Source organism: Coleofasciculus chthonoplastes PCC 7420 (assembly GCF_000155555.1).
Classification (GTDB): domain Bacteria; phylum Cyanobacteriota; class Cyanobacteriia; order Cyanobacteriales; family Coleofasciculaceae; genus Coleofasciculus; species Coleofasciculus chthonoplastes_A.
Map to the genome: position 1 here is coordinate 84,532 of NZ_DS989871.1, position 18,016 is coordinate 102,547.

The following is an 18,016-nucleotide window of genomic DNA, read 5'->3' on the forward strand; positions in this document are numbered from 1 at the left end:
GGAGATGTAGAGACATAGTAGGAGATGTAGAGACGTAGCATGCTACGTCTCTACAGTTAGGGCGAATTTTGCTTATAACTTATGACTTATTGTATTAAACCGGGATGCCTGACACCGGAAAATCTCGATTCCGCTCACTTTTGTCAAACCTGTGGGGAAAGGCTACAGCTAAAAGAACGCTACCGCCCTCTACGCCCCCTCGGTAGCGGTGGATTCGGCAGAACATTTTTGGCAGTTGACGAAGATATTCCCAGTCAACCCTATTGTGTGATCAAACAACTTTATCTGGCAAATTCCGCTCCAGAAACCTTGCCAAAAGCCAAAGAACTGTTTCAACAAGAAGCCATCCGTTTAGATGAATTAGGCAAGCATCCACAAATTCCCGCACTTTTGGCACATTTTGAACAGAATCAACAACTTTATTTAATTCAAGACTTTATTGCAGGGCTAACCTTGAGCGAGGAGTTAAAGCAGCAGGGACATTACAACGAAGAGCAAATTTGGGAATTATTGCGTGAACTATTACCCTTGATTCGCTATATTCATTCCCATCGTGTACTCCATCGAGATATTAAACCAGCCAATATTATCCGCCGCCAAGATGACGGGAAGTTAGTGTTAATTGATTTTGGTGTTGCTAAATTGCTGACGGATACCGCCTTACTGCAAACGGGTACAATTATTGGTAGCCCCGAATATATGGCTCCCGAACAACTTAAAGGCAAAGCATTTTGGGCAAGTGACCTGTATAGTGTGGGAGTAACCTGCCTTTATCTAATGACTCAGGTCTCTCCCTTTGACCTGTATGATACATTCAATGAAACCTGGGTGTGGCGGGATTTTTTACCCCCTGAAACCCAGATTAGCGATCGCCTAGGGAAAATCCTGGATCAGTTAACTCATGCTAGTCTCAAACAACGCTATCAATCGGCTGATGAGGTGATCACAGATTTGACCCCTGCTATCTCTCCTCCCGTAGGCACTCATTTTATCAACCTTTGGCAACCCAAAACCCGCAAAATTAAACGAAATAGTCTCACCTCAGAAGTGGGAATTGACTATCAGCGATTAAAGCAACTCTTAGCCACCCATAAATGGCAAAAAGCAGATGAAGAAACCTGGATAGTATTAGGTCAAGCCTGTGGCAAATTCCCCGGTTATTATCTAAAGTTGAGTGATATTCAAGAGTTACCCTGTGAAGACTTGCGGACTTTGGATCAGCTATGGATGAAATACAGTAAACACCATTTTGGCTTTACGGTGCAAAGCCGCATCTATCAAGAGGTTGAAGCCGATTATCCCAGTTTCTGCGATCGCGTGGGTTGGTCAATTCATAATCCTCGCGTTCCGGATACAGCCTATCAGTTTAATCTTAAAGCTCCAGCCGGACATTTGCCATCCCGTCGCTGGGTGGGAGGATATTACGACTGGTGGCGTCATGCTGAAGTTATGGCGGCTAAGTTGGAACAATGTGGTTTGTAGTAGGGGCTTTAGCCCTGGATCATCAGCCTAATTTCTCCCTTTTGGGGGACGATCTGGACACCAAAATCTTGTTACTAAATAAAATAGGCTCGGAGGCTTTTGTTCGGATGATATGTAGATTTGATCCGAACAAGCAAAAAACTCCGATAACCATTGCAGTGTAAAGAATATGGAGAATAAAATTATGAATACCCAAGATCAAGCACGGAAAATTGCCACTCAAGAACGTCTCGCCGACGAGCAGTTAAAACAAAACATGCTCAACCGCGCAGAAGCAGAAGTCGAAGCGCCCTCGGCTGATACCCCGACTCAAGAACGAAGCCGAGAATCAGCAGCCCAGCAGCGTGAGGAAAGCGAACACTTGCAAGAAACCATGCAGAGTCGCGCTGAAGCCAACACACCCTAATGTTGTCGGCTGAATTTCTGAAATGTAGTAGTGTGACACACCTAAATTAATGGTTAAGAATTGGGTTCGCAGTAGGGAACCTTAGCCATAGATTTTGTTGGGTTTCCTACAACCTATTTCACCATTTTAGTGGTGTCATGCCAGTAAGCTGTCATGCATTTAAATTGGGTATTAGTAGCGAGCAAGATGCAAAGCCTGCGGCATGGCTTCGCTAAAGCCTGCGGCATGGCTTCGCTAAACGCACTACAAGGATTACGCCATTATTGATATTAAGGTTTAAATGCCGAACAGCTTATCATGATCATGTCTGTTAGAATTCCCATCAATCAATGTCAACTATCCCATTTTAATTTAATATGAAGGGCGGGTTTTGTTTAGAGGTTATCGGTAGATAGCAAAATTAAACAGCTAAACCCGCCCCTACAAATAGACATAAGACGTAGCTTGCTTCTTGCTCCCTTGAGTATGGCAAATGACGAATGGCAAATGACAAATGACGATCGCCGCCATTCACTTTACATTTCCTCACCTATTATAAATGTTGACCTAACTCTTGTCGCAGGCGATAGAGAATCATATCTGGTTCAACTTGATTAAGAATATCTTGAATCACCGTACTCGCACCTAAAGGTCCCCAAGTGCAGCCTTGTTCCAGATAGACTTGCGCCGCATGACCAACCGTATACGCCCCATACCCGGCAATCCCAGCTTGAGTCACGGCGGTTCCAGCAAAAGCCGTAACTCCGCCAATACTGGCAACGGCTGAGGCACTTTTACCCATTCCCAACAGCGCACTACTTCCCAGTTCACCCAACAGTAAACCACCGGAACTAATTAATATTTTGCGCCATAATTTTCCCGCTTCATAACTCGTCATTGGTAAACCGTAGAGTCGCGATAAGGAACGAATCAGTGCCAAGTCTGCTACAGTTCCCCCTAAGATATCTAAGATACCAATCGGATTCAGCGCTACTGCCAAGGCTTTATACTTAGCAAAACGCCAGATTAAATCTTCGGCTTCCGTCTTACGTTGTGCCATAGTTTTCTGGGCAATGCTAACTTGGGCGGTTCGGGCTTGAAATAGGGCATTAAGTGCCAAGAGCGATCGCCCTTCGCGATTGAGTATCCTTAAAATGGCTTGCTGCAACTCATCTACCTGCGGCGGTAGGGTTTCCCATTCATAACTGACGGTTCCATCAGGCAATTCCACCCGCACTTGTATAGGAGACGGTTCTGCGGCTACCCGAACAATCTCCTCTGGTGATAACATCTTTTGTAAACGGCGATCGCGGGGAGTACCTGTACCCAGTTCTTGCAGTTGCTGGTAAATTGCCTCTCTATCTTGTTCCGGATACAAATCAATTTTGTTAAATACCAGAATCAGCGGCTTTTGGGCTTGTCGCAGTTCCGACAACGCCAGATACTCCGTGCGGGTAATATCCCCAGCCACGACAAATAAAATTAAATCCGCCTCAGACGCCACCTGTTGCGCCATCTGCGCCCGTGCTTCTCCCTGAACTTCATCCAATCCTGGTGTATCAATTAACTCAACTTGCACTTTCCCCTCACCACCGGGCGTCCAACGTACCGACTTGGGCCACTGGGTTACCCCATGCAGAGGACCCGTTTGCAAGATTTTCTGACCCAGCAACGCATTGACAACAGCCGATTTCCCACGACTGACTAAACCAAAGGTGGCAATACGAATCACGCCTTGGTCAAGTTTGTCTAAGCTAAACTGCAATACCTCCAGTTCATTCTGGAGTGTCGCTTGCAGTTCCACATCGGGAAGGGGGCGGCGGTGATGTAGGTTGTTGTACCAGAATAAAGTGTGCCGCAAACTGGCACGAGCGCGGTGAATATAGTAGTCTTGGCGATTTCGGGTGGGTTTAGGGGAAGAGGATTGTGATTGACTCAAGGTTAGATGGAATAGGGATAGGTTACAGATCTATTGTCGTCTAACGAGCGATAGGTATGTTGTTGCTTACCTGGAATGGCAACAAAGCAATCAGCAAGTTCACATCTGTGGGTTAAAGTTCACAAAAACAAACAATACCCAGAATATTTGGTAGCGTGACATTACCTTAATTAAAGATTGAAGGAGTTCAAGATGATTATGGGTATCTCTAGACTTGCGATTGTAACTTTTGGTGTTGTTTTGGGAGTAGGGATCGCTAAGAGTGACTCTGCCCTAGCTGCATCATTTACAGGATTAGGAGATCTACCTGGCGGTGATTTTACTAGTGCGGCTATTGGTTTGTCAGCCGATGGTTCTGTTGTGGTGGGAATAAGCAATAGTTCCTCCGGTGATGAAGCTTTTCGCTGGACGGAAGCGGGAGGGATGCAAGGACTGGGGGATTTACCTGGGGGTGATTTCAGCAGTGGTGCATCTGGTGTGTCAGCCGATGGTTCTGTGGTTGTAGGATTTGGCTCTAGTGCTTCTGGTCGTTCTGGTTATGAAACTTTTCGCTGGACAGAAACGGGAGGGATGCAGGGACTCGGTGACGGTGCTGATGGTGGTTTTATCAGTGGAATCATTGATGTGTCAGCCGATGGTTCTATTGTTGTGGGGACTGATGGCAGAAGTTCTTCGGGTCGTGAAGCCTTTCGCTGGACGGAAGCGGGCGGAATACAGGGACTGGGTGACCTACCTGGAGGTTTTTTCAACAGTTCAGCTTCTGGTGTGTCAGCCGATGGCTCCGTGGTTGTAGGGTATAGTTCTAGTGCCTCTGGTGATGAAGCCTTTCGCTGGACGAAAGCGGGCGGAATACAGGGACTAGGTAAGTTACCTGGGGGTCGTTCCTCTGTGGCTTGGGATGTGTCAGCCGACGGTTCTGTGGTTGTGGGAATGGGCTCGTCGAGTAACTCGGGTTTTGAAGCTTTTCGCTGGACGGAATCGGGCGGAATCCAAGGACTAGGAGATCTTCCTGGAGGTGATTTCTACAGCATAGCTTATGGCGTATCTGCAGATGGTTCTGTTGTTGTCGGTAGCTCTTCTGGTGGTGGAGCCTTTATCTGGAACAGCACTAAAGGTATGCGTTCTCTGCAACAGGTTCTGGAAAGTGACTTTGAGTTAAATTTAACAGGCTGGAGTTTGGGAACGGCTCGTGCTATTTCTAATGATGGTTTAACTATTGTTGGTTATGGAACTAATCCTCAAGGAAATACTGAAGCCTGGATAGCGCGGCTCGATTCCAACACAGAGCCAGTTCCAGAACCCCTTACTATTCTTGGTTCAGCTACCGCTTTAGGATTTGGAGCCTTATTCAAGCGAGAGCATGTGAAGTACCCTAACTTGCTTCGCTGAAGTTAGGGCTTCCAACTTAGCTAAACAAGGACGGTCTTATTCGTCTTTAGGATTTCCCGCTTCATCCGCCGATGCCTCTAAAGGTTGCCCTCTATTGGTCTTACTCAGCGTCCACAGGCAGTTGTCCGCCTTCCGCAGACAGTTATATTTTGTTAGTCCGCTTGGCTTTCGCGGTTTGCGGTTGTACAGACGCGCCATGGCGCGTCTGTACTAACCGAATAATGCCATTAGGCATCTTGCGCTATTCTTTTCTGGACGCTATAAAGCGAACGGTGGTCGAGTTCATTAACGCGCAAGGACTACATCTCTATCACACCTAGCCCATGCCATCTTTAGCCCATGCATTACCATGTAGACCTAGGAGGGTTACTGTTATTATAGCGCCAAAAGTTAATTGTAATTTGAAAATTTCGTTCCTCAATTTTCCGCTGTCCATCCTCACCCTATTATCGTTGAGGGTGAGGACTTCCGCGCCTGCGTTAAAAAGACAGAAAAAAACCCAGCCAAACGATTAAAATAAGAAGAAGAAGACTCACGCTCCATCCGTGTCAACTTAAGGTAGAAAAGTAAGCCGTTTGAGTTCCCTCCCCTTTAAACTGAAGTTCCCCCGGCCAAAAAAATGAAACTGCCTCACTGTGCGGCTTGGCGCGATTTTTGAGGAGCTTGAGCGTTAAAACCATTAGAGTATAAGGCTTTAGCCTTGTTTTGGGATACAATCTGTTGATGTTGGGGTCATTAACTTAAATTGTCGAAATGCTTGGTATATCTATATTTGGGCATATTGTGACCCCTTTTTTTCATCTTTTTGTGAAAAATCCGGGAGAATCCCCTGCACGTTTTGGCAGGGGATCGAATTCAACGCTGTTCGATTCTCTTTCCCGTTATTGGTAGGGTCCGGGGGGTCGGTCTTCTTTGAATGAAGATAACCATTCACGAACTTGACCCGCCGCAATATCGCGAGATCCGAGTCCAAACGCCAGCGCGATCGCGACAGCAATTGCGCCTAAGAGTAAGCCAAAGGCTAAATTTACGATGTCGCCAGCGATACCCATTTGTTGCAGCGCCATCGCAGCGGAAAAGGAAATAATCGCAATCCGAGCCGCTTGTGCCAAGATTTGGGATTGGCGCGATCGCGAACTAGTAATCAAGTTAAAGGCAAGATTCGCAAAGTACAAGCCAACCGCAAATACGATTAACCCTGCCAGAATCTGACCCGCGATGACAATAATCCCGGTGACAATCGTGGTTAAGGCTTCAAACTGCAAGACATTCGTTGCAGCAACCGTAGCAAACAAGAGGATAGCAATGAATGCAATAATACCTACCAGTTCTGACGGTGTACGAATGGAGGGAGTTGATTCCGGTTGAACCCGCGTTTCCGGTCCAGTCTCTGGAGTGGGTATGCCTAACTCCGAAGGTTCGGCAGGGGGGGGAGTGGGAGCAGGACGACTGGGGCGGGGTTCCGGTATCCCTATCCAACGATAAACATTATTAAAGCCAATGCTGGCGAGAATATTGGTGACTAAATCCTTGACAAACTGACCGATTACATAAGCAATCAACAGAATCAACGCTGCTGTAAAGATTTTCGGTAGAGCATCGAGAATCTGATTTAACATCGCGATCGCAGGCTCTGAGATTGCCTCAATCTGTAAGGCATTCAGCGCGGCGATGCCGACGGGGATCAAAATTAAGACATAAACCGTCGTGCCAATAATCCAGGACAGTGATTTCCCTCCGGGCGCACTTTGCAGTCCAAATCGCGCTCCGAGTTGATCCGTTCCGGCGGCTGACAACAGATTGGTGACGATGCGCCGCACCACCTGAGCCACTAGCCAACCCGCTGCCGCAATTACAAGGGCTGCCAAGATATCTGGCAAGATTGCCAAAATTTCATTCAGCAACTCCTGCACCGGGCGCAGGGTTCCTTCCAAGCCCAGAGTGCTGAGAATGGAGGGCAGAAATAACAGAAAAATGAACCAGTACAGAGCGTTCCCCATGGTTTCACTTAGGGAAAACTGGTTGGTTTGACGTTGAGTCTCACCTGCTCCAGAACGGGGTGTCTCGTTGACTTGTTCACCCAAGCGCTCATCCAAACCTAATGTCCGTAATCCTCGGGTTGTGATCATCTTGACCAAGCTTGCCAATAACCAAGCCACCCCCAACAGAATTGCCGCTCCGAAAATCTTCGGCAAGAAGATCAGGATTTGGTCGAGGAAATTATTCAGCGGTTGAGAGACGACCTCAAGATTCAAGGTTTGCAGAACCGCTACCACCGTGAAGATGATGATAATCCAGTAAACGGCACCGGCTACCCATTTCTCGATCGGCGGCGCTTCTGCCCCTTGACCACCAGCAAACCACTCGGCAATTTGATTGTCGATACGGGTGCGGTTGAGCAATCCTTTGGTAATTGACTTAGCAATCAAGGCAACGATCCAACCGACAATCAGGATGAGGATCGCGGCAATTAGATTGGGAACGAAGCTACTCAGATTTTGCACAATTCCCTGAACACCAGCCTGAGTTTCTTGGATGGGTGCTGGTGTGTCTTGGGCTAAGAGGGGATGCACCCAAGGGGGCACACCTCCAATTGGGATGATTCCTTGCCAAGGTTGATTCATAGTCTTCCTTATCTAATTACTCTCTAACAGTAAACGCAGTTACACACAATCTGTGACTTTCAGGCTACAACTCATCGAGTATTTATAATCCTCTCAATCCATCGATATCTTTGTCTCCATGTTTTATGTGCTAATTCAAGATTTCTCGCCTCAGAGCGTCATTGCTATCAGTTTCCCACTGATTACGGCGTTACCTCTATCTTTATGGGGAATTTGGGGACAAAAATCAAGCTTATGTTAGTTTTTTACCTCAAATCAGCTTTTTTTGGTGTTCATCAGGGTATCGCATATCTCTTTGTCAAATAGATGGGGCAAGTAACCTTCCGCCCACCCTCATCCATCATCTGGCGTTGCCAAGAGTGTCCTGATCTCCGATTTGCCTCGTCTTCCTCCCTTTCTGCACAATAGAGGAGATTCGATCCGGATTAAGTCAGATACAGCGAGCTGGCGCTGTAGTAATACAAGTCAGATTACCAGCTATTGAGACGCTATTATCGCTTTAAATGTCCAATTCTCAAGTTTTTGAACAATCTATCCCCATAAAAGCCAGTGCCACTACTGTTGAGCGCTGTATCACGGATCTGACACTGATGCACCGCTGGCTCAATCCAGCCCTGCGTTGTTATCCGGTGGGGGAGTGGAGTACAGATATCGGGAGTCGCAGTCGCTTTGTGATTCAAATTCCGCTAGTGCAGCCTACCCTCAACAGCGTTGTTGTGGAACGGGAACCCGGTTTAGTCGTTTGGCAATTTCAAGGATTTTTCCGAGGGCGCGATCGCTGGGAATGTCAACCCACGATTCGAGGTACGAGGCTGCTGAATCGTTTTGAGTTTGAAATTCCCAATCCTCTCGTCAGTTGGGGCTTTAATACCTTTGCCACAAGCTTGACACAGCAGGATATGAAAGCCCAGCTACGCCGCCTGAAACGAGTCGCTGAACAGATGTATCAAGGGACGGATTAATAATTTTAGCAAGTATATTAGATTCAGTGCTAGCCCGAACGCTACTTGCCACTTAATGCATCTTACCCGCTATGACGACGATTCTTCTCACCCTCGGTGTTATCCTACTGACCCTGATTTTATTCATCAGCGAATGGTTGCCCGTTGATATTACCGCACTCACAATTATGGTGCTGCTGATCGTGCTGGGATTAGTCACCCCAGAGGAAGGCATATCTGGGTTTAGTAGTTCCGCCACGATTACCGTGATGGCAATGTTTATTCTCAGTGCAGGAATTGCCCGCACGGGTGCGATTCAAATCGTTAGTGAACTCCTAGTAAAGTGGGGAGGTAAAACATCCTCGCAGCAGATTTTAGCCTTGGGGGTAATTGCGGGTCCGATTAGTGGTGTGATTAATAATACGGCTGTCCTGGCTGTCTTTCTGCCGATTGTGGAAGATTTATGTCGCCAACAGCGGATTTCTCCCTCCAAGCTTCTCATTCCCCTGTCTTATGCCACTATTTTAGGGGGAATGATTACCGTAATTGGCACATCCACCAACATTTTGGCGAGTGGTTTGTCGGATAAATTGGGGTACGGTACATTCAGTTTATTTCAGTTCACCAAATTAGGACTACTCACCTTCACGATTGGCTTAACCTATCTTGTATTAATTGCCCCCCGGCTATTACCCAATAAAAAAGCTGCGGGTAGTGATACTCAAGAGTATGGACTTCAAGACTATGTGAGTGAAATTGTGATTCCACCAGGTTCCAGCTTGGTTGGACAAACGTTACGTTCGACTCAAATTCAGCGTAAATTTGATATGGACGTACTGGAGATCATCCGTAACGAAACCCGTTTTGCCCAACCTCTGGCTGATAAAATATTGCAGCCTGGAGATATTTTAGTTGTTCGGGGTAAACGGGAATGTTTACTGAATATTAAAGCGGAACGGGGGATCGATATTTTGCCCGATGTCCAATTTGGCAAGAAATCCCTCGAAGAAGACTTAACATCTGGGGAAGATACGATCGCAGAAGTCTTAATCTTGTCAAACTCTGATCTAGCCGGCTCTACCCTTAAAGACTTTCGATTTCGGCAACGCTATAACCTGACGGTATTAGCCATTCGTCGTGGACAAGAATTTGTTCGGGAACGGTTGGGGAAAGTTCCCTTACGGTTTGGGGATTTGCTCTTGGTACAAGGACCCAAGCAAAGTTTTGTCGGATTACAAAATAGTCGCGATTTGTTAGTCTTTGAGCAACGAGACATGGAATCGTTACGGCGAGAAAAAGCTGGAATTGCCGTAGCAATTGGTGTGGGTGTTGTTCTAGTTGCAGCGTTTGACCTATTCCCAATTTTGGTTAGTGCCTTGGCGGGAGTGGTTTTAATGGTCGTCACGGGCTGTCTGAAACCAGGGGAAGTGTATAGTGCGGTTCGCTGGGATATTATCTTTCTCTTGGCTGGATTAATTCCGTTGGGAATTGCCATGGAAAATTCGGGGACGACTAAATGGTTAGCCGATAATTTAGTTTCCCTGGGCAGTAGTTTTTCACCCTACTGGATGCTGACGTTTTTCTTTCTGATTACGGCATTATTGACTGAGGTTTTATCCAATAACGCTTCGGTTGTTTTACTTTTACCCATTTCAGTGCAAGTGGCTCAGACGTTGGATCTCAATCCCTTTGCCTTTATGTTTGCTGTCACCTTCGCCGCGTCAAATAGTTTTATGACACCGATTGGTTATCAAACCAATACGATGGTCTACAGTGCAGGAGGTTATCGGTTTTTGGACTTTTTTCGCGTGGGCGCTCCCCTGAGTCTTTTGATGACTGTTGTTATTCCTCCCTTGATTATTCTGCTTTATGGTTTATGACGATTTGTCTTATGTTTTATGTCATTGGGAAGGAGTTAACCCGGATTTGGGATTAAGCTGTTCGGTATTTAGATTGGGAGACTTCAGTCCCAAGGAAGGCAACAGGAAAGAGGCTTCCGTGAGCGTCAGCCGAACAGCAACAGGTAACGCCTGAATACACAATTTAAATGCGTTTTAGCTTACTAAACTCGCCATAACCAAGTAGGATAAGTTTTTGACCCATCAACAATTCACGAAAACATGACAAAAGTACGAATCGGACTGCTATTTGGAGGACGTTCAGGAGAACACGAGGTTTCGATTTGTTCAGCACAAGCGATCGCGAAAGCGTTGAGTACGCCACCGAATACGGAAAAGTACGAGGTTTTACCGATTTATATTCAAAAAGATGGCATCTGGCAACCCCCAGACATCGCCCATCAGGTTTTGGCATCGGGAACGCCTCTAGAAGCCAATGGAGAGGGAAACCTCTGGCAATTTCCACCTCAGGTGGCTGACGTGGAGGTTTGGTTTCCCATCTTGCACGGACCCAATGGCGAAGATGGCACGATTCAAGGCTTGTTAACGTTAATGCAGGTTCCTTGTGTGGGTTCGGGTGTCTTAGGTTCGGCAATGGCAATGGATAAAATTGCCATGAAACAGGTATTTGATCAAGTAGGACTTGCCCAAGTGAAGCATAAGGGATTGAGTCGCGCCCAGGTGTGGTCAAATCCCTGTGTTTTCCCGAAACTGTGTGATCAGATTGAGGAAACGTTGGGGTATCCCTGTTTTGTTAAACCCGCTAATTTGGGATCATCGGTGGGTATTGCCAAAGTGCGATCGCGAAGTGAGTTAGAAACGGCGTTAGATAGTGCAGCCAGTTATGATCGCCGGATTATTGTGGAAGCGGGAGTCGTGGCGCGGGAAGTCGAATGTGCGGTTTTAGGGAATGATAATCCGAAAGCATCTGTGGTGGGTGAAATTAGTTATACCAGCGATTTCTATGACTATGAAACTAAATATACAGAAGGTCGTGCCACGTTATCGATTCCCGCACCATTACCGGATAGTGTGAGTCGTCAGATTCAGGAGATGGCACTCCAAGCATTTGCGGCGGTGGATGCGGCTGGTTTGTCACGGGTGGATTTCTTTTATGTAGAGGCGACAGGGGAGGTTTTGATTAATGAAGTCAATACCTTACCCGGTTTCACCGCCACCAGTATGTATCCGCAACTGTGGGCAGCCACTGGTGTACCATTCCCTCAATTGGTGGATCAGTTGATTGAACTCGCCCAAGAACGGCAAACCTAAGTAGAGGCTGCTGAATAAGTGTTGTGGTGAGGAGGAGCGGGGGAACACCTCGACTTCGCTCGGTGTGTCAGCTGGGGGAGCTGGGGGAGCTGGGGAAGCTGGGGGAGCTGGGGGAGCTGGGGAAGCTGGGGGAGCTGGGGGAGCAAGGGTACATTTTTCCTGAGCAAGGTGATGCCATACATTTACCCCGAATTCGTCATTTGTCATTTGTCATTTGTCATTTGTCATTTGGAAACTGTAGGGGCGACCCGCTTGCTCTAATTTTCAACACCAGTCCATTCAATTGGGTCGGGTCGCCCTTTACTTAAGTCCTTGAGTCAGAATGTGTTTCTCAAGAGGAATGGCAATGAAGCAAGCATTTTTGGATCACCAAAATCCTTGATATGCCGTAGGGTGGGCATTGCCCACCAACCTCAAGTCGGTGACATTCTGCTTAAGATTTTCTATGGATTAGACTCAGGAGGGCAAAGCCAATCTAACAATTCACCCGGAATTTCAGTTTGTCTCCATCTCCAAAACGAGGCGGTTTGACCTGGGGGAAGTTGGCGGGTAGGTGAATGGATGGGAAAAGAAATCGCCGGAAACTGAAGCTGTGCAGTAAATCAGTGCTACCGTGACGTAGGGCGTTGAGATAAGGTGCGATCGCCTTTCCGTTTAGGTTGGCGGTTAAGTCTCGGATCAGGATCGCGGCGAGGCTGTCGAGTTCGGATGGGGTCAGGTTGACCCAACTGGCGTCAAAGTCAGCGTCAGAGTAGGTTTGCAGGCGAGTGAACAGAGGCGCGATCGCGAAATCCTCGCTTGGCTTGTTGATAGCCTTGCTGGTAGGTGAGTTCACCAGGGGGACAGTTTGGTTTTAACATGGTAAAAGTCTCCGTTTATGGGGTAGTCACAAGTCGGCAGGAAGCGTCGGAAACTTGAGGCTCCCCTTGTGACACATTTAGGTTTGTTAGCGGTTGGATAAATAGACATATCGCTGCTGGTGGATTATTTCGAGTCGGGATAATGCCTCTGGTGTATAACGTTGGGCTTCAATGCAGATTGATTGCCAGAGGCGATCGAGGGTGTCGAGGTTAGGGTTGTTGAGGCTTAACTATTGTCAGCTCCAACGATCATGCTGACAATATAGTAAACAAGCTACTCCTGTGTCAATACCCTACTCCGAATTTTCTGACCCTTCCTCGTATCTGAATCCAGCTAGTTGAGCAACCAATTCTAGATGTTTAGAAGTAGACAGAGGCGGCTCATATAGACCAATTTCCCAATTACTGACGGTTTTCTGTCGCACACCCATCCTTTGGGCAAACTCTGCCTGGGTTAAACCCATGTGGCGGCGCAGTGCTTTGATGAGTTCAGCGTTCCATAGCACAGTGTCACCCACGCGCTGAACTTTAAGTTTTGCTGTAGGTTGGCGGAATGTCACCCGTTGTTGCTCGAAATCGACATCCTCAACCCGATATCCGGCTTCCATCCAAGCAGAAGCTTGCAGTGCGCCTTTACTGCGATTGCTCCACCATGCCCGTTTTTTCCGTGCTGAGTCGGGTAAGGTGTCATTCATGAGTTCCTCAATTTCTGCAAAGGTGAGAATGACTTCATCTTGATTACTCTGTTGCAGAAATGCCCAAAGTGGCTGGTACTTGCTATCTGGCTTCATGCGGCAAAACCTCTACGCCCATCAATGTCTGTGGGTTGAGATGTTGGCGGGATTTCTTTTTTGGTGCAGTGGGAAAGGGGCATGAAGCTGTTCTAGGGGACTCTTGACCATCTCTAGGATGCCAGAAAATCTGGGAGTGCGATCGCTCTATCTTGCCAATTTGCCATTAGTAATCGAATCCAGCCTGATCAGCGACTAACAGAAGAGGTGAATGTAGGGGCATCATCCTTGCGCCCTCACCCCCTGCATCTATCCTGATCAGAAACGCTATAATCGCTGTCGCAGTTGTTCTACAAAGCTCCGTTTCAACCTAAATTGAGCGTTAGCCATGCCTTGGATGAGGGTATCGAGTTCTTCTGGCGGTGGCTTCTTTGTTTTCACCCAAGCCTCAAGAATACCTGGCAAAGTCAGATGGGGTTCAACACATGAACATGAATTACGAAATTCTCGGTCAGCGCCTGCGACTAGCGCGTGAGCGATCTCGAATAAGTCAAACTGAAGCCGCTCAAGTTATAGATGTCACGGCGGCGGCTCTAAACCAGTATGAGAGCGGAAAGCGTCGGGTAGATGCTCTTACTTGAAACCGAGACGGCGGTGTTAGCGGCTCAAAAGGCTCGATATCACTACAACTTGGGAATGGCACCTCTAGTTAATTTGCGAAGCTTCTTAGAGGCTCAAGGATTAATGATATTTATCATTCCCTTTGGTAAGGAACAAAATGCTATATCTGGGCTATTTTTGTCTCATCCCAAACTGGGAAATATTATTGCCATTAACCAAGCCCAGACTGATTCTCGTCTCTCTTTTAGCTTGGCTCATGGATTAGCTCATCGTCTCTATCAATATGACCAACCCGCTATTCTTTGTCACCATGGAGTTACTAATCCGTTAGAATGCTTTGCTGAACGATTTGCGGCTTATTTCCTGATTCCTTCAGCAGCATTGCAGGAACGTTTACATAGTCTGGGAGTAAAACGGGTGAGGCATCCGGCGGAAGTTGTGCATTTAGCCCACTACTTCGGCGTTAGCTATGAAGAAATGTTAGTTCGATTGGATTTGGAACATCAACTCGCAGGTTCTCAGGAAGACTTTAAGCGGATTCAGCCCGCACGTTTATCTCGAAATTTGGGTTATAGTTCTTCGTTTGAGGAGAGTGGAGAGGGTTTTCTTCCTGTAGAAAAACGTTTACCTAGAATTTTCCTAGAACTTGCCTATCGTGCTGTTCTAGCGGACAAGTTATCCCGGCGGCGAGTAGCGGAAATGTTGGGTATTAGCGATATTGAATTGGAGGATCGTCTGTGTACGAATGAGCAAACACTTGAAGAAATTGCCAGTTAATCAAGGGGTGTGTATGGAGTGCGATCGCTCTGTTTTCAAAATTGCCGCAAGATATTACGGTAGCGGTCAACAGGGCGAGACTCCACCTCATAAAAGGGTTGCCCCTCTTTACTACGAGTTTCAGTCAATACTGCTCAGAATAGACACTTCCCAATAAGGTTGACGCTCATGCTCTGAAGCACTATATTAAGAAGCAACCCAAAAACTAGATGGAGTTGATAAATTTTCTTTATGCCTTTTTATGAAATAGACACAGATCAAACAAAATTACAAAAATTAAAACCCACTGACTTTGAATCTGAAAAGTTCCTTGAACGTCAACACTTGCAACCCCTACTGCGAGATAAGACTGAGGCTATTGACTCAGGTATATTTATTATTTCAGAAGAATTTTCTAACTGGGAGGATAGTAAGCGCAGAATCGATTTACTCGGCTTAGATGAGGAGGGAAATCTTGTCGTAATTGAGTTAAAGCGAGTCCAAGAAGGAGCACACATGGAGTTGCAAGCTCTTCGCTACGCAGCTATGGTATCAGCTATGGATTTTGAAGCTGTTATTGATGCTCATGAACAATTTCTGACTAAGTTAGGAAGAGATAGTAAAAATGCACGCTCGGAAATCAGAAAATTCTTGGAGCTTGAAGATTCAGAAGATGGTCTGATTAGCAATAATCCACGCATAATTTTAATTGCTCCTAGCTTTTCTCAAGAAATTACAACAACAGTTCTTTGGTTAAATGGACAAGGAATTGATATACGATGCATGGAAGTTATTCTCTACGACATTAAGGATTCTAAATTTTTGAATGTTGAGCAGATAATCCCTTTACCTTCCGCCGCAGATTACCAAATTAAAATTAGAGAAAAGACCAATCAAGCGGTGCGTGAAGTGTCTACGAGACAAAAAAGAAGAGAGAAGACTATAAAAATTCTAGTCGAGAATAGTATCCTCCAAGAAGGAACGCGAGTTTACCTGATACGATCGCCAAAACCTGAACTAGATCTTAACCACATTGAAGACAAGGCTAAACACGCTACCTTTCAAAAAGATTCCCAAAAATTTAAGTGGGATTTAGATGAGTCAAGTTATTCAATAAGCGGTCTCTGTAAAGCTCTGTGCGAAAAGTATCATATTCCGGTAGGATCTGGGGCATTTCCCGGTCCTGAATATTGGGCTATTGAGAATGAAAACAAATCACTTTCAGAGCGTGCTAAGCAAAAGTATTCTGAAAATAATGATTAAAACATTAGCCAACGGGTAAAAATTGCCGTGGAATAGTCATCAATTTCTCAACAACTGCTGAATTTCGACGAGTCAGATAGAGAATGCACGTATTCGTATCTAACAGATAAATCACAAAAGTTCCCAAAGCCGCTGCTCATATTCTCCTTGTTCCTCGCGTGTCAATGGTTCCCCTTGCCACTTTCCCGCTGTCCTCTCAAAAAAACCAGGAGACCAGCCCAACTCTTCTGGTGTTAGGATTATATTCATCACCTCAATACCTCCACGTTGATTCCATTAAAAATTTGAAACCTTTATTGGTGACTACTGCCTTCATTTAATTAATTTTACCAACAACTAATACGTACAGTATATCCAAGATATAGCAATCCTAAATAGGATGCAACAAGTAGACGGCTTGAAATCAAGGTATAGCAAGGGTTTCAGTTTTGAAAATTGCCACAATCAATTTAGGATTGCTATAGTGTTAGGCTTCATCCTGGTTCGTTCACTGAACCGCAAACTCTGTATAAGGGCGAACATCAGGGGGATGAAATCCCAGGACAATTTTATCTTTGGGGATGCCTGCGGCAATCAGATCGTTAGCAATACCGTCTTCTGTACCATCTCGATGAATCCAAATTTTATCGTTAATGATTTCGATGTGAACCAAGCAACCATGTACCCGTTTTTTATTTTGCCATCCCAAGGTTAGAAGTAGGTAATTTTTTTGGTCTTCACTAATAATTAATCGTCTTTGTAAATTTCCGTAAGCATAGGGTATTTGAAAATAATCGTGGAGAATGTCATAAATAATTTGATGGTAGTTATTTAGGGTATCCATCGCACTATTGCCTCCTTCACCGAATCAAACACAATTAAATTCAAACGTTTATTTTCTAACAAAATTCCGCCAATAGGTTCTTCAAAAATATCAGAGAATGTTTCCTCGCGAATAGCCAAATAAAGTTTGCGTTCTGGTTCTAAGCGTTGAAGAATATCGTAATAAAGGATATACTGCCCTAAAGCTTGTTCTAAATTAGCCACTTCAGATAAGCCAACGAAGCTTTTAATTTCAACAGCAATTTTTTGTCCTTGTTTCTCGGCAGCGATAAGTTTTTCAGCTCCTAGATCGATAAATAAATCTTTTTTGCCCCATTCTATGGTAAGTGGATCATTTGTGATAATCCAATCATCTTTGATCAGGGCGTTTTTAACGGTATCATGGTAGATATCTTTAGCTGGCATAAGCTGTCACGCATTTAAATTGGGAATGGGTAGCGAGCAAGATGCAAAGCCTTCGGCATGGCTTCGCTTAACGCACTACAAGGATTTCGGGAGCATCCCAATTTGGCACGTTGGCTCTTTAAATGGGGCTGAAACCCTTGCAATTGCGTTACTTTAGGTAATGCTTTGTCCAAAACGGGATGCTCCCAGGATTTCGCAATTCTTGACATTATGGTTTAAATGCCGAACAGCTTAGAAAGAACTGACTGTTAACCACCCAAAACTACCTGTAAATCCAGTACAAATCCTGGTAAAACCTCTTCCCCTGATAAACTCGTAGGCGACTCTAAAACCTCAACCTCCCGATTAGGTCGATAAATCTCAACCCGTTTATTCTTCGCATCAATCAACCACCCCAAACGCAACCCATTGTCTAAATATTCCTGCATCTTTTTGCGTAAAGGTTCCATATTGTCACTCTTAGAACGCAATTCGATCACAAAATCCGGACACAGTGGTGGAAATGTTTCCTGTTGTTTTGGCGTCAAAGCCTCCCATCGTTCTTGACTCACCCACGATGCATCCGGAGAACGATCTGCACCATTAGGAAGCCGAAATGCTGTCGAAGAATCAAAAGCAACTCCCAAAC

General features: G+C 45.8%; 18 protein-coding genes. 9 read left to right on the plus strand and 9 right to left on the minus strand.

Annotated elements, in window-relative coordinates; all coding sequences use genetic code 11:
• Positions 1–81: 81 nt before the first annotated feature.
• Positions 82–1,482 (plus strand): serine/threonine-protein kinase, encoded by a 1,401-nt coding sequence (locus tag MC7420_RS30620; RefSeq protein ID WP_006105595.1) that lies wholly within the window; start codon positions 82–84, stop codon positions 1,480–1,482.
• Positions 1,483–1,666: 184 nt separating this feature from the next.
• Positions 1,667–1,888, plus strand: coding sequence for a hypothetical protein (locus MC7420_RS30625; protein WP_006105586.1), 222 nt, complete (start codon positions 1,667–1,669; stop codon positions 1,886–1,888).
• A gap of 532 nt (positions 1,889–2,420) precedes the next feature.
• Here MC7420_RS30625 and MC7420_RS30630 read toward each other — a convergent pair.
• Entirely contained in the window at positions 2,421–3,806 is a 1,386-nt protein-coding gene (locus MC7420_RS30630) for a GTP-binding protein (protein WP_006105535.1), read from the minus strand.
• A 198-nt stretch (positions 3,807–4,004) separates the two neighbouring features.
• Between MC7420_RS30630 and MC7420_RS30635 the strand changes: the two genes are divergently transcribed.
• Complete coding sequence (locus MC7420_RS30635; protein ID WP_006105552.1) at positions 4,005–5,195, plus strand: PEP-CTERM sorting domain-containing protein; 1,191 nt, start codon at positions 4,005–4,007, stop codon at positions 5,193–5,195.
• 36 nt (positions 5,196–5,231) lie between these two features.
• Here the strand turns inward: MC7420_RS30635 and MC7420_RS40760 are convergent, their stop codons facing one another.
• Positions 5,232–5,393, minus strand: coding sequence for a hypothetical protein (locus tag MC7420_RS40760; RefSeq protein ID WP_006105495.1), 162 nt, complete (start codon positions 5,391–5,393; stop codon positions 5,232–5,234).
• A 683-nt stretch (positions 5,394–6,076) separates the two neighbouring features.
• Positions 6,077–7,819: a mechanosensitive ion channel gene (locus MC7420_RS30640; protein WP_006105564.1), complete on the minus strand. Its 1,743-nt coding sequence runs from the start codon at positions 7,817–7,819 to the stop codon at positions 6,077–6,079.
• 503 nt (positions 7,820–8,322) lie between these two features.
• Between MC7420_RS30640 and MC7420_RS30645 the strand changes: the two genes are divergently transcribed.
• The 3 genes from MC7420_RS30645 to MC7420_RS30655 all read left to right on the plus strand — a co-directional run bounded on the left by MC7420_RS30645 (position 8,323) and on the right by MC7420_RS30655 (position 11,930).
• Positions 8,323–8,781 (plus strand): SRPBCC family protein, encoded by a 459-nt coding sequence (locus tag MC7420_RS30645; RefSeq protein WP_006105513.1) that lies wholly within the window; start codon positions 8,323–8,325, stop codon positions 8,779–8,781.
• Positions 8,782–8,852: 71 nt separating this feature from the next.
• Positions 8,853–10,640: an SLC13 family permease gene (locus tag MC7420_RS30650; protein ID WP_006105506.1), complete on the plus strand. Its 1,788-nt coding sequence runs from the start codon at positions 8,853–8,855 to the stop codon at positions 10,638–10,640.
• A 240-nt stretch (positions 10,641–10,880) separates the two neighbouring features.
• Positions 10,881–11,930, plus strand: a complete 1,050-nt coding sequence (locus tag MC7420_RS30655; RefSeq protein WP_006105567.1) for a D-alanine--D-alanine ligase family protein — start codon at positions 10,881–10,883, stop codon at positions 11,928–11,930.
• 475 nt (positions 11,931–12,405) lie between these two features.
• On the opposite strand, the gene MC7420_RS30665 is transcribed toward MC7420_RS30655, so the two are convergent.
• On the minus strand, positions 12,406–12,765 hold the full coding sequence (locus MC7420_RS30665) for a hypothetical protein (protein WP_006105585.1): 360 nt from the start codon (positions 12,763–12,765) through the stop codon (positions 12,406–12,408).
• Positions 12,766–13,083: 318 nt separating this feature from the next.
• A complete protein-coding gene (locus MC7420_RS30670) occupies positions 13,084–13,581 on the minus strand; it encodes a helix-turn-helix domain-containing protein (protein ID WP_006105569.1) in 498 nt (165 codons plus the stop codon).
• A gap of 362 nt (positions 13,582–13,943) precedes the next feature.
• On the opposite strand from MC7420_RS30670, the gene MC7420_RS37505 reads away from it, so the two are divergent.
• The 3 genes from MC7420_RS37505 to MC7420_RS30680 all read left to right on the plus strand — a co-directional run bounded on the left by MC7420_RS37505 (position 13,944) and on the right by MC7420_RS30680 (position 16,161).
• Positions 13,944–14,162, plus strand: coding sequence for a helix-turn-helix domain-containing protein (locus MC7420_RS37505; protein WP_157453398.1), 219 nt, complete (start codon positions 13,944–13,946; stop codon positions 14,160–14,162).
• Positions 14,149–14,919, plus strand: a complete 771-nt coding sequence (locus MC7420_RS30675; RefSeq protein ID WP_006105531.1) for an ImmA/IrrE family metallo-endopeptidase — start codon at positions 14,149–14,151, stop codon at positions 14,917–14,919. The genes MC7420_RS37505 and MC7420_RS30675 overlap by 14 nt, the downstream gene beginning before the upstream one ends.
• Before the next feature lie 231 nt (positions 14,920–15,150).
• Positions 15,151–16,161: a hypothetical protein gene (locus MC7420_RS30680; protein WP_006105555.1), complete on the plus strand. Its 1,011-nt coding sequence runs from the start codon at positions 15,151–15,153 to the stop codon at positions 16,159–16,161.
• 111 nt (positions 16,162–16,272) lie between these two features.
• Here MC7420_RS30680 and MC7420_RS40765 read toward each other — a convergent pair whose 3' ends face one another.
• The 4 genes from MC7420_RS40765 to MC7420_RS30695 form a co-directional block, all read right to left on the minus strand.
• Complete coding sequence (locus MC7420_RS40765) at positions 16,273–16,410, minus strand: hypothetical protein (protein WP_157453399.1); 138 nt, start codon at positions 16,408–16,410, stop codon at positions 16,273–16,275.
• 238 nt (positions 16,411–16,648) lie between these two features.
• Positions 16,649–16,984, minus strand: coding sequence for a XisI protein (locus MC7420_RS30685; RefSeq protein ID WP_006105521.1), 336 nt, complete (start codon positions 16,982–16,984; stop codon positions 16,649–16,651).
• A complete protein-coding gene (locus MC7420_RS30690) occupies positions 16,972–17,388 on the minus strand; it encodes a XisH family protein (RefSeq protein ID WP_044210687.1) in 417 nt (138 codons plus the stop codon). Before MC7420_RS30690 ends, MC7420_RS30685 begins: the two co-directional genes overlap by 13 nt.
• A gap of 248 nt (positions 17,389–17,636) precedes the next feature.
• On the minus strand, positions 17,637–18,016 hold a 380-nt coding region (locus tag MC7420_RS30695), incomplete at its 5' end, for a Uma2 family endonuclease (RefSeq protein WP_044210688.1).